The 12,648-nt window shown below is 72.1% G+C and carries 13 protein-coding genes and 2 pseudogenes; 7 read left to right on the top strand and 8 right to left on the bottom strand.

What is annotated here, in order from left to right; translation table 11 throughout:
* Positions 1-39 precede the first annotated feature (39 nt).
* The 3 genes and pseudogenes from ABD292_RS13190 to ABD292_RS13180 form a co-directional block, all read right to left on the bottom strand.
* Positions 40-150 (bottom strand): annotated as a pseudogene (locus ABD292_RS13190) (aldo/keto reductase); the annotation flags it as partial.
* Between the two features lie 15 nt (positions 151-165).
* A complete protein-coding gene (locus ABD292_RS13185) occupies positions 166-1,140 on the bottom strand; it encodes an aldo/keto reductase (RefSeq protein WP_344207441.1) in 975 nt (324 codons plus the stop codon).
* 301 nt (positions 1,141-1,441) lie between these two features.
* Complete coding sequence (locus ABD292_RS13180; RefSeq protein ID WP_344207440.1) at positions 1,442-2,086, bottom strand: MmyB family transcriptional regulator; 645 nt, start codon at positions 2,084-2,086, stop codon at positions 1,442-1,444.
* 42 nt (positions 2,087-2,128) lie between these two features.
* Here ABD292_RS13180 and ABD292_RS13175 point away from each other — a divergent pair.
* The 4 genes and pseudogenes from ABD292_RS13175 to ABD292_RS13160 form a co-directional block, all read left to right on the top strand.
* A pseudogene (locus ABD292_RS13175) lies at positions 2,129-2,368 on the top strand (helix-turn-helix domain-containing protein); the annotation flags it as partial.
* A gap of 188 nt (positions 2,369-2,556) precedes the next feature.
* Entirely contained in the window at positions 2,557-2,769 is a 213-nt protein-coding gene (locus ABD292_RS13170) for a carboxymuconolactone decarboxylase family protein (protein ID WP_344207439.1), read from the top strand.
* Positions 2,770-2,878: 109 nt separating this feature from the next.
* A complete protein-coding gene (locus ABD292_RS13165; protein ID WP_344207438.1) occupies positions 2,879-3,901 on the top strand; it encodes a zinc-dependent alcohol dehydrogenase family protein in 1,023 nt (340 codons plus the stop codon).
* A gap of 26 nt (positions 3,902-3,927) precedes the next feature.
* On the top strand, positions 3,928-4,695 hold the full coding sequence (locus tag ABD292_RS13160) for an SDR family NAD(P)-dependent oxidoreductase (RefSeq protein ID WP_344207437.1): 768 nt from the start codon (positions 3,928-3,930) through the stop codon (positions 4,693-4,695).
* On the opposite strand, the gene ABD292_RS13155 is transcribed toward ABD292_RS13160, so the two are convergent.
* Together ABD292_RS13155 and ABD292_RS13150 are read right to left on the bottom strand one after the other, a co-directional pair.
* Positions 4,680-5,357 carry a response regulator transcription factor gene (locus ABD292_RS13155; protein ID WP_344207436.1) on the bottom strand — a complete coding sequence of 226 codons (678 nt, stop codon included), beginning with the start codon at positions 5,355-5,357 and terminating at the stop codon, positions 4,680-4,682. The two genes, ABD292_RS13160 and ABD292_RS13155, sit on opposite strands and share 16 nt — an antisense overlap.
* Positions 5,345-6,400 (bottom strand): sensor histidine kinase, encoded by a 1,056-nt coding sequence (locus tag ABD292_RS13150; RefSeq protein WP_344207435.1) that lies wholly within the window; start codon positions 6,398-6,400, stop codon positions 5,345-5,347. Before ABD292_RS13150 ends, ABD292_RS13155 begins: the two co-directional genes overlap by 13 nt.
* 132 nt (positions 6,401-6,532) lie before the next feature.
* On the opposite strand from ABD292_RS13150, the gene ABD292_RS13145 reads away from it, so the two are divergent.
* Both ABD292_RS13145 and ABD292_RS13140 read left to right on the top strand, forming a co-directional pair.
* On the top strand, positions 6,533-7,426 hold the full coding sequence (locus ABD292_RS13145; protein WP_344207434.1) for an ABC transporter ATP-binding protein: 894 nt from the start codon (positions 6,533-6,535) through the stop codon (positions 7,424-7,426).
* On the top strand, positions 7,423-9,633 hold the full coding sequence (locus ABD292_RS13140) for an alpha/beta fold hydrolase (RefSeq protein WP_344207433.1): 2,211 nt from the start codon (positions 7,423-7,425) through the stop codon (positions 9,631-9,633). Before ABD292_RS13145 ends, ABD292_RS13140 begins: the two co-directional genes overlap by 4 nt.
* A 29-nt stretch (positions 9,634-9,662) precedes the next feature.
* Here the strand turns inward: ABD292_RS13140 and ABD292_RS13135 are convergent, their stop codons facing one another.
* A complete protein-coding gene (locus ABD292_RS13135) occupies positions 9,663-10,259 on the bottom strand; it encodes a TetR/AcrR family transcriptional regulator (RefSeq protein WP_344207432.1) in 597 nt (198 codons plus the stop codon).
* A 55-nt stretch (positions 10,260-10,314) separates the two neighbouring features.
* Here ABD292_RS13135 and ABD292_RS13130 point away from each other — a divergent pair, with 55 nt between their 5' ends.
* Entirely contained in the window at positions 10,315-11,139 is an 825-nt protein-coding gene (locus ABD292_RS13130; RefSeq protein WP_344207431.1) for an SDR family NAD(P)-dependent oxidoreductase, read from the top strand.
* 114 nt (positions 11,140-11,253) lie between these two features.
* Here the strand turns inward: ABD292_RS13130 and ABD292_RS13125 are convergent, their stop codons facing one another.
* Complete coding sequence (locus tag ABD292_RS13125) at positions 11,254-11,637, bottom strand: MFS transporter (RefSeq protein ID WP_344207430.1); 384 nt, start codon at positions 11,635-11,637, stop codon at positions 11,254-11,256.
* Positions 11,624-12,367, bottom strand: coding sequence for a PIG-L family deacetylase (locus tag ABD292_RS13120; RefSeq protein WP_344207429.1), 744 nt, complete (start codon positions 12,365-12,367; stop codon positions 11,624-11,626). Before ABD292_RS13120 ends, ABD292_RS13125 begins: the two co-directional genes overlap by 14 nt.
* Positions 12,368-12,648 lie beyond the last annotated feature (281 nt).

The raw sequence follows: 12,648 nt of genomic DNA, 5'->3' as shown, positions 1-12,648 counted from the left end.
GGTGTCGAAGGCCCGCCGGGCGGCGTCCTCGCCCGCGTCGGAGATCCACAGCTTGGTGGTGACGAACAGCTCCTCGCGCGGGATGCCGCTGCTGTTGATCGCGCGGCCGACGGCCTCCTCGTTGCGGTAGACGGCGGCGGTGTCGAGCAGCCGGTAGCCCGCCTTTCATCGTTCGATCATCTGCATCTGCGCCTCGTTGTGATGGCCGCCGGCGGCCGGGGGCAGGGCATCGAGCTTCGCCAGCTGCCCGGTTGTCAGGACGAGGTCGTCGGCGGCGGCGTTCTCCTCCAGGCGCGAGACCCGCTTGGTGCCCGGGATGGGGGCGATGTCGTCGCCCTTGCTGAGCAGCCAGGCGATCGCGACCTGCGCGGGCGTGGCGCCGGCCTCGGCGGCGACGGCCTGCACCGCGTCGGCGAGGGCGAGGTTGCGCTGGAAGTTCTCGCCGGTGAAGCGCGGGTTGGTGGAGCGGAAGTCGTCGGGGCCGAAGTCGCTCTCGCTGCGGATCTTCCCGGTCAGGAAGCCGTGGCCGAGCGGCGAGTAGGCGACCAGGCCGATGCCCAGCTCACGCAGCAGCGGCAGCACCTGCTCCTGGTCGCGGGTCCACAGCGAGTACTCCGACTGCAGCGCGGTGATCGGGTGCACGGCGTGGGCGCGGCGGATGGTGTCCAGCCACGCCTCGGACAGGCCGATGTGGCGGACCTTGCCCTCCGCAATCAGCTCGGCCACCGCGCCGATGGTGTCCTCGATCGCCACCTTCGGGTCGACCCGGTGCTGGTAGTACAGGTCGATGTGGTCGGTGCCCAGGCGGCGCAGCGAGCCCTCGACGGCGGTACGGATGTTGGCCGGGCTGCTGTCGAGGTTCCAGGGCCCGGCGCCCGCGTGGGAGACCAGGCCGAACTTGGTGGCGATCACCGCCTGGTCGCGCCGGCCCTTGAGCGCCTTGCCGAGGAGCTCCTCGTTGACGTACGGGCCGTAGATCTCGGCGGTGTCCAGGAACGTGACGCCCAGGTCGAGGGCGCGGTGGACCGTGCGGATGGACTCGGCGTCGTCGCTGCCGGCGCCGGTGTAACCGTGGGACATGCCCATGCAGCCCAGCCCGATGCGGGAGACGTCCAGATTGCCGAGCGTGATGTGCTTCATGATGACCTTTCCGTCGCTCGCATGAGGTTCTCCATCGCCGGTGGTCGTCGTGGGACCTACCCCTGGCGGGTCGAGGCCCGGTGAGCGGCATGCCGGGGCGAGGTCCGTTGTCGGCAAACCGGCGGGCAGCCGGTGAGCGGTGCCTCCGCGGTCGCCAGGATTCGAACCGGCTGGTCGAGCACCATTCAACCGGCTCGTTCCGGCATGCGGCAGGGTCTGCTGTTACAGGTAATGACAGGGCCTCCCAACGAGGTGCACAGGCCCGTCGTGCGGCCGGCGGGCTCGTGCCGCCGGGCGTGGGTCAGCTCTGGTCCGGAGCCGCCGGCTGGACCTCGGCGAGGTCCTGGGTGGCCGCCCAGCTGGCGAGCAGCTTCAGGCCGTCGGCCGTGTGGGTGCCGGGGGCTGCGGTGTAGATGTTGAGGGTCAGGCCGGGCTCGGACGGCAGCTCCATCGACTCGAAGTCCAGATCGAGCCGGCCGACCACCGGGTGGCGCAGCCGCTTCATGCCGCTGCGGTGGTACTGCACGTCGTGGGAGGCCCAGCGCCGCCGGAACAGCTCGCTGCGCGTTGACAGCTCGCCGACCAGCTCGATCAGCGCCCGGTCATGCGGGTTGCGGCCGGCCTCCAGGCGGAGCATGGCGGCGGCGTCGTTGGCGATCCGGTCCCAGTCGACGAAGAACTCGCGCGCGGCTTCGTCGAGGTAGACGAACCGGGTGGTGTTCGCCGGGCGGCGCGGGTCGGCCAGGACGGGCACGTACAGGGCGCGGGCCAGCCGGTTCATCGCGACGATGTCGTGGCGGCCGTTGCGTACCCAGGCCGGGGCCTCGGTGATGGCGTCCAGCACCTGCTGGATCACCGGCCGCACCTTGGTCGGCGTCGCACGGCGGCGCCGGCCCGACCCGGCCGTCCTGGCAAGAGCGAACAGGTGGTCGCGTTCGTAGCTCAACCCCTTTCCGCCCACACTGCCTACCCTGGGGTCATGAGCCAGATCGACCATCGTGCCGAGGTCCGCGAGTTCCTCAGCTCGCGCCGGGCCCGCATCACCCCGGAGCGGGCAGGGCTGCCCTCCTACGGCGGTAACCGCCGCGTGAAGGGCCTGCGGCGTGAAGAGGTCGCGATGCTCGCCGGTGTCTCCATCGACTACTACGTCCGGATGGAGCGCGGGAACCTGTCCGGCGCCTCCGACGGCGTGCTCGACGCCCTGGCCCGCGCCCTGCAACTGGACGAGGTGTCCCCCCGATAGACCCGACCTCCCGGGCGCGAGATGGAGCCGGTTTCCTGGGCCTTGTCCCACGGCGTGACGGACCGCGCCATCGCGGGCAAAGCAATGCCCGGGCGGCGGCCATTCTCCGCTGATGCGGGGACCGGCCGGGCCGCTCCCGGGAAGCCGAGGGTGATTCGAGGAGGGAGACACGGATGCCGACCCATGAACCGACCGGAGCCCAGGCCATGTTCGGCGGCTTCGCGCCGCAGCTGGTGCACCTGACCGACGACGTGCTGTTCGGGCAGGTGTGGCCGGACGAGGGGCTGTCGCGGCGGGATCGGAGCCTGGTCACGGTGGCGGCGCTGGTCGCCCTGTACCGGGGCAACGAGCTGCCCTTCCACCTGAAGACGGCCATGGGGCCGTGAGCCACCGCGGCGACGAGACCAGCTGGCTCGAACACGTCAGCGACGCCGAGTACGGAGCCGCGCGCTTCAGCACCCGCCGCTGAGACCGATAGCGAAGGAGACACCACCCATGCGTGGAGCAGTTCTGTACGCACCGGGCGACGTCCGCGTCGAGGACCGCCCGGACCCGCGGATCATCGAACCGACCGACGCGATCATCCGCCTGAGCGCGACCTGCGTCTGCGGCTCGGACCTGTGGCCCTACCGCGGCGTGGAGAAGATCGACGGGCCGACGCCGATGGGCCACGAGTACGTCGGCGTCGTGGAGGAGGTCGGCGGCGAGGTCCGGACGCTGAAGCCCGGCCAGTTCGTGGTCGGCTCGTTCTGGGCCTCCGACAACACGTGCGAGATCTGCCGATCCGGCTACCAGTGCGCGTGCGTCCAGCGGGTCCTGATGGGCACCATCGGCACCCAGTCAGAGCTGGCGCGGATCCCGCTGGCCGACGGCACGCTGGTCGCGACGCCCGGCATGCCGGACGCCGGCCTGGTGCCCAGCCTGCTGGCCGCCTCCGACGTGCTCGGCACCGGCTGGTTCGCGGCCGTCGCCGCCGAGGCCGGGCCCGGCAGGACCGTCGCCGTCGTCGGTGACGGCGCCGTCGGCCTGTGCGGCGTGCTGGCGGCCAGGCAACTCGGCGCTGAACGCGTCATCGCGATGAGCCGCCACGCCGCGCGGCAGGAGCTGGCCCGCTCCTTCGGCGCCACCGACATCGTCACCGAACGCGGCGACGCGGGCGTGGAGAAGATCAAGGAGCTGACGAACGGGCTGGGCGCGCACAGCGTCATCGAGGCGGTCGGCACCCAGGAGTCGATGCTCCAGGCCATCCGCTCCACCCGCCCCGGCGGCCACGTCGGCTTCGTCGGCGTCTCCCACGACGTCGCGCTGCCGGGCGACGAGCTGTTCATGTCCCTGGTGCACCTGCACGGCGGTCCCGCCCCGGTACGCGAGTACCTGCCCCACCTGATCGAGCTGATCTTCGACGGCGCCATCGACCCAGGCAAGGTCTTCGACCTGACGTTGCCGCTGGAGCAGGCGGCCGAGGGCTACCGGGCCATGGACGAGCGCCGCGCCGTCAAGACCCTGCTCCGCCCCTGAACCGCCCGCCGAGGAGAAACCACCGCATGAATCCCGTCTACGACTTCACCGGGCAGGTCGCCCTCGTCACCGGAGCCGCCTCCGGGATGGGGCTGGCCACCGCCCGCGCCTTCGCCGAGTCCGGGGCCGCCGTCGCCCTCACCGACGTCGACACGCGGGCCCTCGACGCTGCGGCGAAGGACCTCACCGACGCCGGTCACCGGGTCCTGGCCCTCACCTGCGACGTCGCCGACGAGGACCAGGTCGCCGCCGCCGTGGACCAGACGGCCGAGACGTTCGGCCGTCTCGACATGGCCTACAACAACGCCGGCATCCAGATCCCGCCCTGTGACGCGGCCGACGAGCCCGTCGAGGCCTTCGACCGGGTCAACGCCGTCAACCTGCGCGGCGTCTGGGCGAGCATGAAGCACGAGCTGCGGCACATGCGCGCCCAGGGCAGTGGCGCCATCGTCAACTGCTCCTCGCTCGGCGGGCTCGTCGGCCTTCCCGGGCGGGCCTCGTACCACGCGAGCAAGCACGGCGTCATCGGTCTCACCACGAGCGCCGCCCTTGAATACGCGCCGCGCGGCATCCGCATCAACGCCGTCTGCCCCGGCACCATCGACACCCCGATGGTCAGCGACATGATCGCCAAGGGTGAGCTCGACCTCGCCGAGGCCGAGGCGAACCAGCCCGTCAACCGGCTCGGCACCGCCGAGGAGGTCGCGCAGGCCGTCCTGTGGCTGTGCAGCCCGGGAGCCGGCTTCGTGATCGGCGTCGCCCTGCCCGTGGACGGCGGCTACGTCGCCCGCTGATCGACCCCCGAGACGGGGCCCGCCTGGAGGTAGGCGAGGACGGCCATGACGCGGCGGTTGTGGTCGTCGGAGGGCGGGAGGCCGAGCTTGGTGAAGATGTTGTTGGTGTGCTTGCCGATCGCCTTGTCCGTGACCCCGAAGCGGGCCGCTATCGCCAGGTTGGACAGGCCCTCCGCCATCAGGGCGAGGACCTCGCGCTCCCTGACGGTCAGCCCGGCCAGGGGCTCGTCCCTCGACCGGCGGGTCAGGAGCTGGGAGATCACCTCCGCGTCCATGGCGGTGCCGCCGCCGGCGACCCTGCGTACCGACTCGACGAACTCCGCCACGTCGCCGATGCGGTCCTTCAAGAGGTACCCGACGCCGCCCGACCGGTCCGAGAGGAGCTCGCGGGCGTAGAGCTGCTCGACGTACTGCGACAGGATCAGCACCGGAAGCCCCGGCCGGCGGCGGCGGGCCTCCAGGGCGGTGCGCAGGCCCTCGTCGGTGAAGGTGGGCGGGAGCCGTACGTCGATGACGGCCACGTCGGGGGTCCGCTCCACGAGAGCCGTCAGGAGCATCGGGCCGTTGTCCACCGCCTCGACGACCTCGAAGCCGTGCGCCGACAGCAGCCGGATCAGTCCGTCGCGAAGCAGGGCGAGATCCTCGGCGATCACCACGCGCACGGCAGCTCCATCGTGAGGACGGTCGGCCCGCCCGGCGGGCTCTGCACGGTCAGCGTCCCGTCGAAGGCGGACAGGCGCTCCGCGATCCCGCGCAGGCCGGTGCCCGCTGCCGGATCCGCGCCGCCGTGCCCGTCGTCGCCGACGACCAGGCGGAGGCCGTCGCCGGTGCGGCGCAGGCGTACCCATGCGCGGGTGGCCCGGCTGTGCTTGGTGACGTTGGACATGGCCTCGGCCGCGGCGAAGTAGAGCGCGGACTCGACCGGCGGCTCGGGGCGGCCGGTCAGGACGAGGTCCGTGGCCACCGGGACGGGGCAGAGGAGGGCGGCCGCCTCGATCGCGCCCGTCAGGCCGCGGTCGGCGAGCACGGGCGGATGGATGCCGCGCACCAGGTCGCGCAGGTCGGTGAGGGCCTGCCCGGCCGACTCCCAGGCCTCCTCGATCAGCTCGCGGGCCTGCGCCGGGTCGCCGGCGCTCCTGGCCAGGCCGAGGCTCATCCGTACGGCGATGAGCCTGGCCTGGGCGCCGTCGTGCAGGTCGCGCTCGATCCGGCGCAGTTCGGCCGCCCGCGCGTCCACGGCGGCGGCCCTGGAGGCGGTCAGCTCGCGTACCCGCTGGGCCAGCGAGCCGCCACCGCCGAGGAGCAGCTCGGCGAGCCGGGCCTCGGCCAGTCCCAGGAGCGCGGCGACGACCACCGCGAGCGCCGGGAGGGTGAGCAGCGCCAGGCTGAGCGTGAAGGTCACGCTCGGGCCGTTGACGGCCGGGTTCAGGGAGGAGATGACGCCCACGGTGTTCAGCATGGCGGCCACCGCCGTCAGGAGCGCCGGTCCCACGACGGCGTTGACCGCCAGCCAGGCCAGTACGCGCAGGCCGCCGGGCTCACGCGCCGGAACGGCCCGGCCCAGCGCCGCTCCCGCCCACGCCCGCTCCAGCGAGACGAGGGCCGTGCGGACGGCCGGCACCCAGGCGAGGACCACGGCCACACCCGTGATCGCGTTCAGCGGCACCCCGGCCGCCGCGATCAACCCCCTCCTGACTCTGCTCACCCCGCCAGTCTGCCCGCCGATCACCGGTCCCACGGTAGGTCCAGCCCTACCTCCGGGGGCGGAAAAATCCCACCTCCCGTGCTGGGCGCAGGCGGATGGAGGGCGCGTGCACGCGCGGCGAGGCTGGAGCCCGTGATCGAAGTCAACGACCTCACCGTCAAGTACGGCGACGCCACCGCGGTGGACGCGCTCACCTTCGCCGCCGAACCGGGCCAGGTGACCGGTTTCCTCGGACCCAACGGCGCCGGGAAGTCCACCACGATGCGGGCCGTCCTCGGCCTGGAAGCCCCGCAGTCCGGCACCGCCCTGGTCGCCGGGCGGCCCTACGCCTCGCTCGCACGCCCGCTGCTGACGCTCGGGGCGCTGCTGGACGCCGGAGCCGTCCACGGCGGCCGCACCGCGCGGGCGCACGTGGCGTGCGTGGCGCGCAGCAACGGCATCGGCCCGGCCCGGGTGGACGAGGTGATCGACCGGGTGGGGCTGACGGCCGCGGCGGACCGGCGGATCGCGCGGTTCTCCCTGGGCATGAAGCAGCGGCTCGGGATCGCGGTGGCGCTGCTGGGCGATCCGGAGGCGCTGATGTTCGACGAGCCGGTCAACGGGCTGGACCCGGAGGGCGTGCGGTGGATCCGCGAGCTGATGCGCGCGCTGGCCGCGGAGGGCCGGGCGGTGCTCGTCTCCAGCCATCTGATGGCCGAGATGGCCGTGACCGCCGACCACGTCGTGGTGGTGGGGCGCGGCCGCCTGATCGCCGACACGGCCATGGCGGCCCTCACCGAGCGGCACCGGCGCGACGTGCTCGTCCGCGCCGCCGACCCGGCGGCGCTGGCGACGGTGCTGCGGGCGAACGGGGGCGTCGTCCGGGCGGAGGACGGGCTGGCGGTGACCGGGCTCGACGCCAGGCGCATCGGCGAGCTGGCCTTCGCCCACGGCATCGCGCTGTACGAGCTCACGCCGCGCGAGGCGTCCCTGGAGGAGGCGTTCATGGAGCTGACCGGCGACAGCAGGGAGTACGTGGCGCGATGAAGGACGCGATCGCGGCGGAGTGGCTGAAGTTCAGAACCCTCCGCTCCAACCTCTGCCTGCTGCTGTCCGCGCTGATCGCGGTGGGCCTCAGCGCCGGCGTGGCCTTCCTGGTCACGCGCGGTTTCGACGCCCAGCAGGGCGCGGAGCAGCGCCGCTTCGGCAGCCTGGGCGACGGGCTCGGCACCGGCCTGCCCTTCGCCCACCTCGTGATGGGCGCGCTCGGCGCGCTCTCCATCACCACCGAGTACGGCACGGGCCACATCAGCACGAGCCTGACCGCCGTCCCGGCCCGCCGTACCTTCCTCCTCGCGAAGATCGCGGTCCTGGTGGCCGTGAGCCTGGTCGCGGGGCAGGTGCTGGTCTTCGGCATGTACGCCGCCACCATGGCGGTCCTCGGCGCCAGAGCCGGCACCGTGCTGCTCGACGGGGAGACGCTCGGCGCCTCCCTGTCCGAGCCGGGCGTCCTGGCCGGGCTGCTGATCAACGGCGCCTCGATGCCGCTCGTCGCCCTCATGGGGCTGGGACTCGGCACGGCCATCCGTTCCACGGCCGGCACGCTGGTCACGCTGATGGTCCTGCTGCTGATCCTGCCGGTCGCCGCGCAGACCCTGCCGCATCCGCTCGGCGACCAGATCGGGGCGCACCTCGTCGGGGCGCTGCCCGGCCAGATCGCGGCCGACGGCCTGCTCACCCCGCTCGCCGCGGGCGCGTTGCTGGCCGCGTACACCGTGGCCGCCTTGGCCGCCGCGGCGGTCGCCATCGCGCTGCGCGGGCACCGGCTCCGGCCGCTGCTCGCCGGTTCGGTCGCCACGATCCTGCTGGTGGGCGCCGCGCCCGTGGCCGCCGCCGCCGCTCCCGAGTCAACCTTGACGTGGAAGCCCTGCGACAAGCTGCTCTGCGGCGAGATCCGCGTCCCCGTCGACTGGGCCGAACCCCGGGGCCGTACGATCACGCTCCCCCTCGCGATGCTGCCCCACACCGGCCGGCGCCACCGCATCGGCGTGCTGTTCTCCATCCCCGGCGGGCCGGGCGGGTCCGGAGTGGAGGACCTGGAGCGGCACGCGGGCAGTTTCGCCCAGATCCGGGACCGGTTCGACGTCGTCAGCCTCCTGCCGCGCAACGGCATCGAGCTGGGCGTCCTCGACCAGGACTGCCTCACCACCGGCCCGTGGATCACCCCGCCGGGCGACGAGCGCGAGTGGGCCGCGCTGGCCCGCTCGAACCGGGCCGCCGCCGAGCGCTGTCGCGCCGCCGACCCCGAGCTGTTCGGTCATCTCGACTCCGTCTCCTTCGCGCGCGACATCGAGGCGATCCGTTCGGCGATGGGCGAGCGGCAGTTCACCTTCATGGCGACCTCGTACGGCGGCGTTCCCGGACTCGCCTACGCCAGGCTCTTCCCGAGCCGGGTACGGGCGATGTACCTGGACGGGACCTTCAACACGCTCCGCGACAAGAGCGAGCAGGACCGAGCGCGATACGCCCTCATGGAAGCGCAGTTCACCCGCTTCAGCCAGTGGTGCGCGCACGACTCCGCCTGCGCCCTGCACGGACGCGACGTCGGCACGGTGTGGAACGAACTCCGCTCCGCGGCCGACCGCTCCCCCGTACCGGCCGAGAAGGAAGCCGCCTACAGCGGCTTCGACATCACCGTGGCCGCCATGCCCGACCTCGTCACGCCCGGCACGGACAACGCCCGGTGGAAGGAACTCGCCCAGGCGATCAGGCGGGCGGAGAAGGGGGACGCCACCGGATTCTCCGACTACGTCAAGGCGGGAACGCTGGGCAGCCTGAAGCCGCCCTCGTTCGTCGGGATGAACATGACCCATTGCCTGGACGGAATCCGCTATAGCGACTACGCGGAGTACCGCCGCCTGCGAGCCCTGGGCGAGCGGATCGCACCGCACCTGTCCGGCAACCAGCTGTGGCACCCGCTGGGCTGCGTGGGCTGGCCGGAACCGGTTCGCAAACCCGCCGCTCCTCTTCCCGTGAACCAGCTGCCGCCGTTCGTCGGCGCGGGAACGTGGACCGACTACGCCGACACCGCCGACCTCGCCCTCCGGGTGCCGGGATCGGGCACGATCCGCTTCGAGGGGCACGGGCACGGGCTGTACCACACGGGCGACGCCTGCACGATCGCGCACGCCAACCGGTACTTCATCGACCTCCGCGTCCCGCCCGCGAACACCGTCTGCCGCGCGGAGAGCTGATCCGCCGGGCGCTCCGCGCAAGCCCTTGGTCAGCACTCCCGCATCGCGGCGCGGGTCTGCGCGACGGACATGGGCGGCGCCGGCAGGGGCCGGGCGGCGGCGACACGCAGGCCGTCCAGAGCGAGGGCGAGGTGCCGACGCCAGGCTCCCGGCGCCACCTTGGCCGTGGCCCTGACGGTCGCCGCCACACCCCAGACCACGAACGCCATGTCGGCGAGTGTGACGTCGCCCCGCAGGCCCCCGGACCGCTGGGCGCGTTCGAGGATCTCTCCCATCAGGCCGAATCCGCGATCCCCTTCCACCGCCACCGTCCGCGCGGCGAGGTCGTTGTAGCCGAGGTCAGCCGCCTGCAGTTCGCACACGCCCGTCAGAAACGCGACGAACCCCTCCCAGGCGTCGTTCATCGCCAGCGCCTGCTCGGCCAACTCGGCCACGGTCGCCGCGCGATCCGCGAACACCGCCTCCACCAGGGCGTCGCGTGTGGGGAAGCGGTTGTAGAGCGTCCCGATGCTGACGCCGGCCGAGCGTGCGATCTCCTCGAGCGGTACGTCGAGCCCCCGGTCCGCGAACAGCTCCCGGGCCGCTCGCAGGAGGCGCTCCCGGTTGTGCACGGCGTCCTTGCGCATGCCCGGAATCCTAGCTAAGTTGAGGCCCATCTCAAGTTGAGGAGGGCCTCAAGTTATGGCGCGGACGATCGTGATCACTGGCGGCACGCACGGCATCGGCAAGGCCCTCGCCCGCCACCACACCGAGCTCGGCGACCACGTCGTGGCCGTGGGCAGCAGCGAGGAGGGCGGGCGGCGCCTGCGCGAGGCGGCGCCGAAGGCCCGATTCGTCAGAGCCGACCTCAGCTCCGTGCGCCGGACCCGCGAGCTGATCGAACGACTCGGCACCGAGCACCCCGTGATCGACGCGCTGGTGCTCGCCGCGTTCCGGTTCAACCCCGTACGTGTGGAGACCGACGAGGGTTTCGAGCACACCTTCGCCCTCTACGTGGTCAACCGCTGGCTCATGGCCGAAGGACTGCGTGCCTCGTTGGAGAACGCACCGGCACCGGTGATCGTCAATCTGTGCGGCGCCGGTCGAGGCGGCCGGATCCACTGGGACGACCTCCAGCTGAAGGACGGCTACCGGGGGCTGACCGCGACCATGCAGGGAGCCGCGGCCAGCGAACTGCTGGGCACGGCCTACTTCTCCGAGCGGACGAAGTACGTGCTGTACAACCCGGTGTTCGTGGCGACCGGCCTGCACGAGCCCTTCACGCAGCCGCTGCGCGGCCTCGTACGGGTGGCGTCGGCGGTGTTCGCCCAACCGGTGGCCAAGGCCGTGCCGCCGCTGGCCGCGCTCATCGACCATCCGCCGGCCAAGCCGCTCACGACCTGGAAGAAGGGCAAGCCGATCGATCTCACCGTGGACCGGAACGAGGCGCGGCGTCTCGAGGAGACCCTCCGCGCTGTGACCCGGTCCGTGGGCCGGCGGCGATCAGACCGGCGCGGAGGGTCCTGACGTCGTCCTCGGCGTACGGGTGCCACGCAGGTGAGGCATGCCGGCGACCAGGAGCAGACCCGGCGGGATCACCAGCACGAGCCCCCTTGCCGGCCAGGTCCGTCAGCGGCCCGGTCAGGGCCTGGCCGAACGGCATGAGGCCAAAGGGGCGTACAACAGGCCGAGCGGGACGAGGGCATACAGCGCCATCGCGCACATGGCCACGACTCCCGGGCGCCGCGGACGCCGGGCCATCATCGTGACGCTGCTGATCAGCCCGCCGGCGCCGTAGCACGCCAGGGCCGTGCCGTACGCCGTGTAGGAGCCGAACGTGTCCCGGCTCAGCACGGGCAGGAGCACCTGGCTGGGCGCGATCACGAACATGAGGCTGACCGGGGAGAACAGCAGGAGCGCCGTCAGCCACGGCCGCCGCCCGGCGTCGGCGAATCCCGCCATCGCCTCCATGAGCAGGGAACGGCGGGCCAGCGGGCACGGCAGGTCGGGATCAAGGTCCTGCAAGGGTGGTCTCCGGGGTGCCGGCATAGGAGACGCGCCGATACCACTCGTTCGCCAGCATCTGAGCGCGGGCCTCCTCCGGCAGTGACGTGAGCAAGGTCATCGACGCGCCACGCCCGACCTCGGACTCGTGCGCGTGCATGGCCGCCCACTTGCGTTCGGCCCACTGACCGACATCGAGGTGGGTGGTGACCTGCTCGTCGGGGACGCCCGGCAGCTTCTGGCCCGGCTCAGGAAGCGTGCCGAACACCGCTTGCCACTGCGACACCACGACGGACCGCGGGATGGTCGCCAGATAGAGCGCGCGCGGCCTCCACGGATCGCCCAGGTCTCGGTAGAGCTGGTCGTAGCCGGCCGCTTCGACCGCGGCCATGGTCACCCGGTGCACCTGCACGTGATCCGGATGTCCGTACGCGCCGTAGCCGTCATAGGTGAGCACGACATCAGGCCTGAACTCCCTGATGTGCGCGACGACCCGTCCCACCGCCTCGTCGAGTGGCACGTCCAGAAAACGTGGGCTGCCGGGCGCGGATGCGGGGTTGCGGGCGTCGGCGTAGCCGAGCAACCTCGGTCTGCCGGCGCCGAGGATGTCCAGCGAACGCTCCAGCTCCGCGACCCGCTGGGTGCCCTGGGCCCACGTGCACGTGACGACGGCGGTCCTGGCGCCCTCGTCGGCGTACTTGGCCAGCGTTCCACCGGTCCAGATCGCCTCGTCGTCCGGATGCGCATGCACGCACAGCATCCGAAAATCCACATGCACCTCCAAAGTGATCAACGGCTGGTCATCGTAACGCCCCTCCTCCGCGAGCCGCTGAACCCTCGAACCAGGTTCGCGGCCCCGCGGACAGCAGCACGGTGGAGTTCACCTGTCCCTCCAAGTAGAGTACGTAGAGTGATGATTCATGTTCTGAACGTCACCGTGGGGTAGGTGTGGCCTCGATGCCGCCGGTCTGCCGGCATTCGGCGTGAGGTGTGCCTGCCCACCGGAAGGGTGTCCGCAGGACAGCTACACCT

The sequence above is a fragment of the Nonomuraea bangladeshensis genome (assembly GCF_039529455.1).
GTDB lineage: Bacteria > Actinomycetota > Actinomycetes > Streptosporangiales > Streptosporangiaceae > Nonomuraea > Nonomuraea bangladeshensis.
Note: the sequence above shows the minus strand (reverse complement) of the source record. Positions and strands in the feature narration are given on the sequence as shown.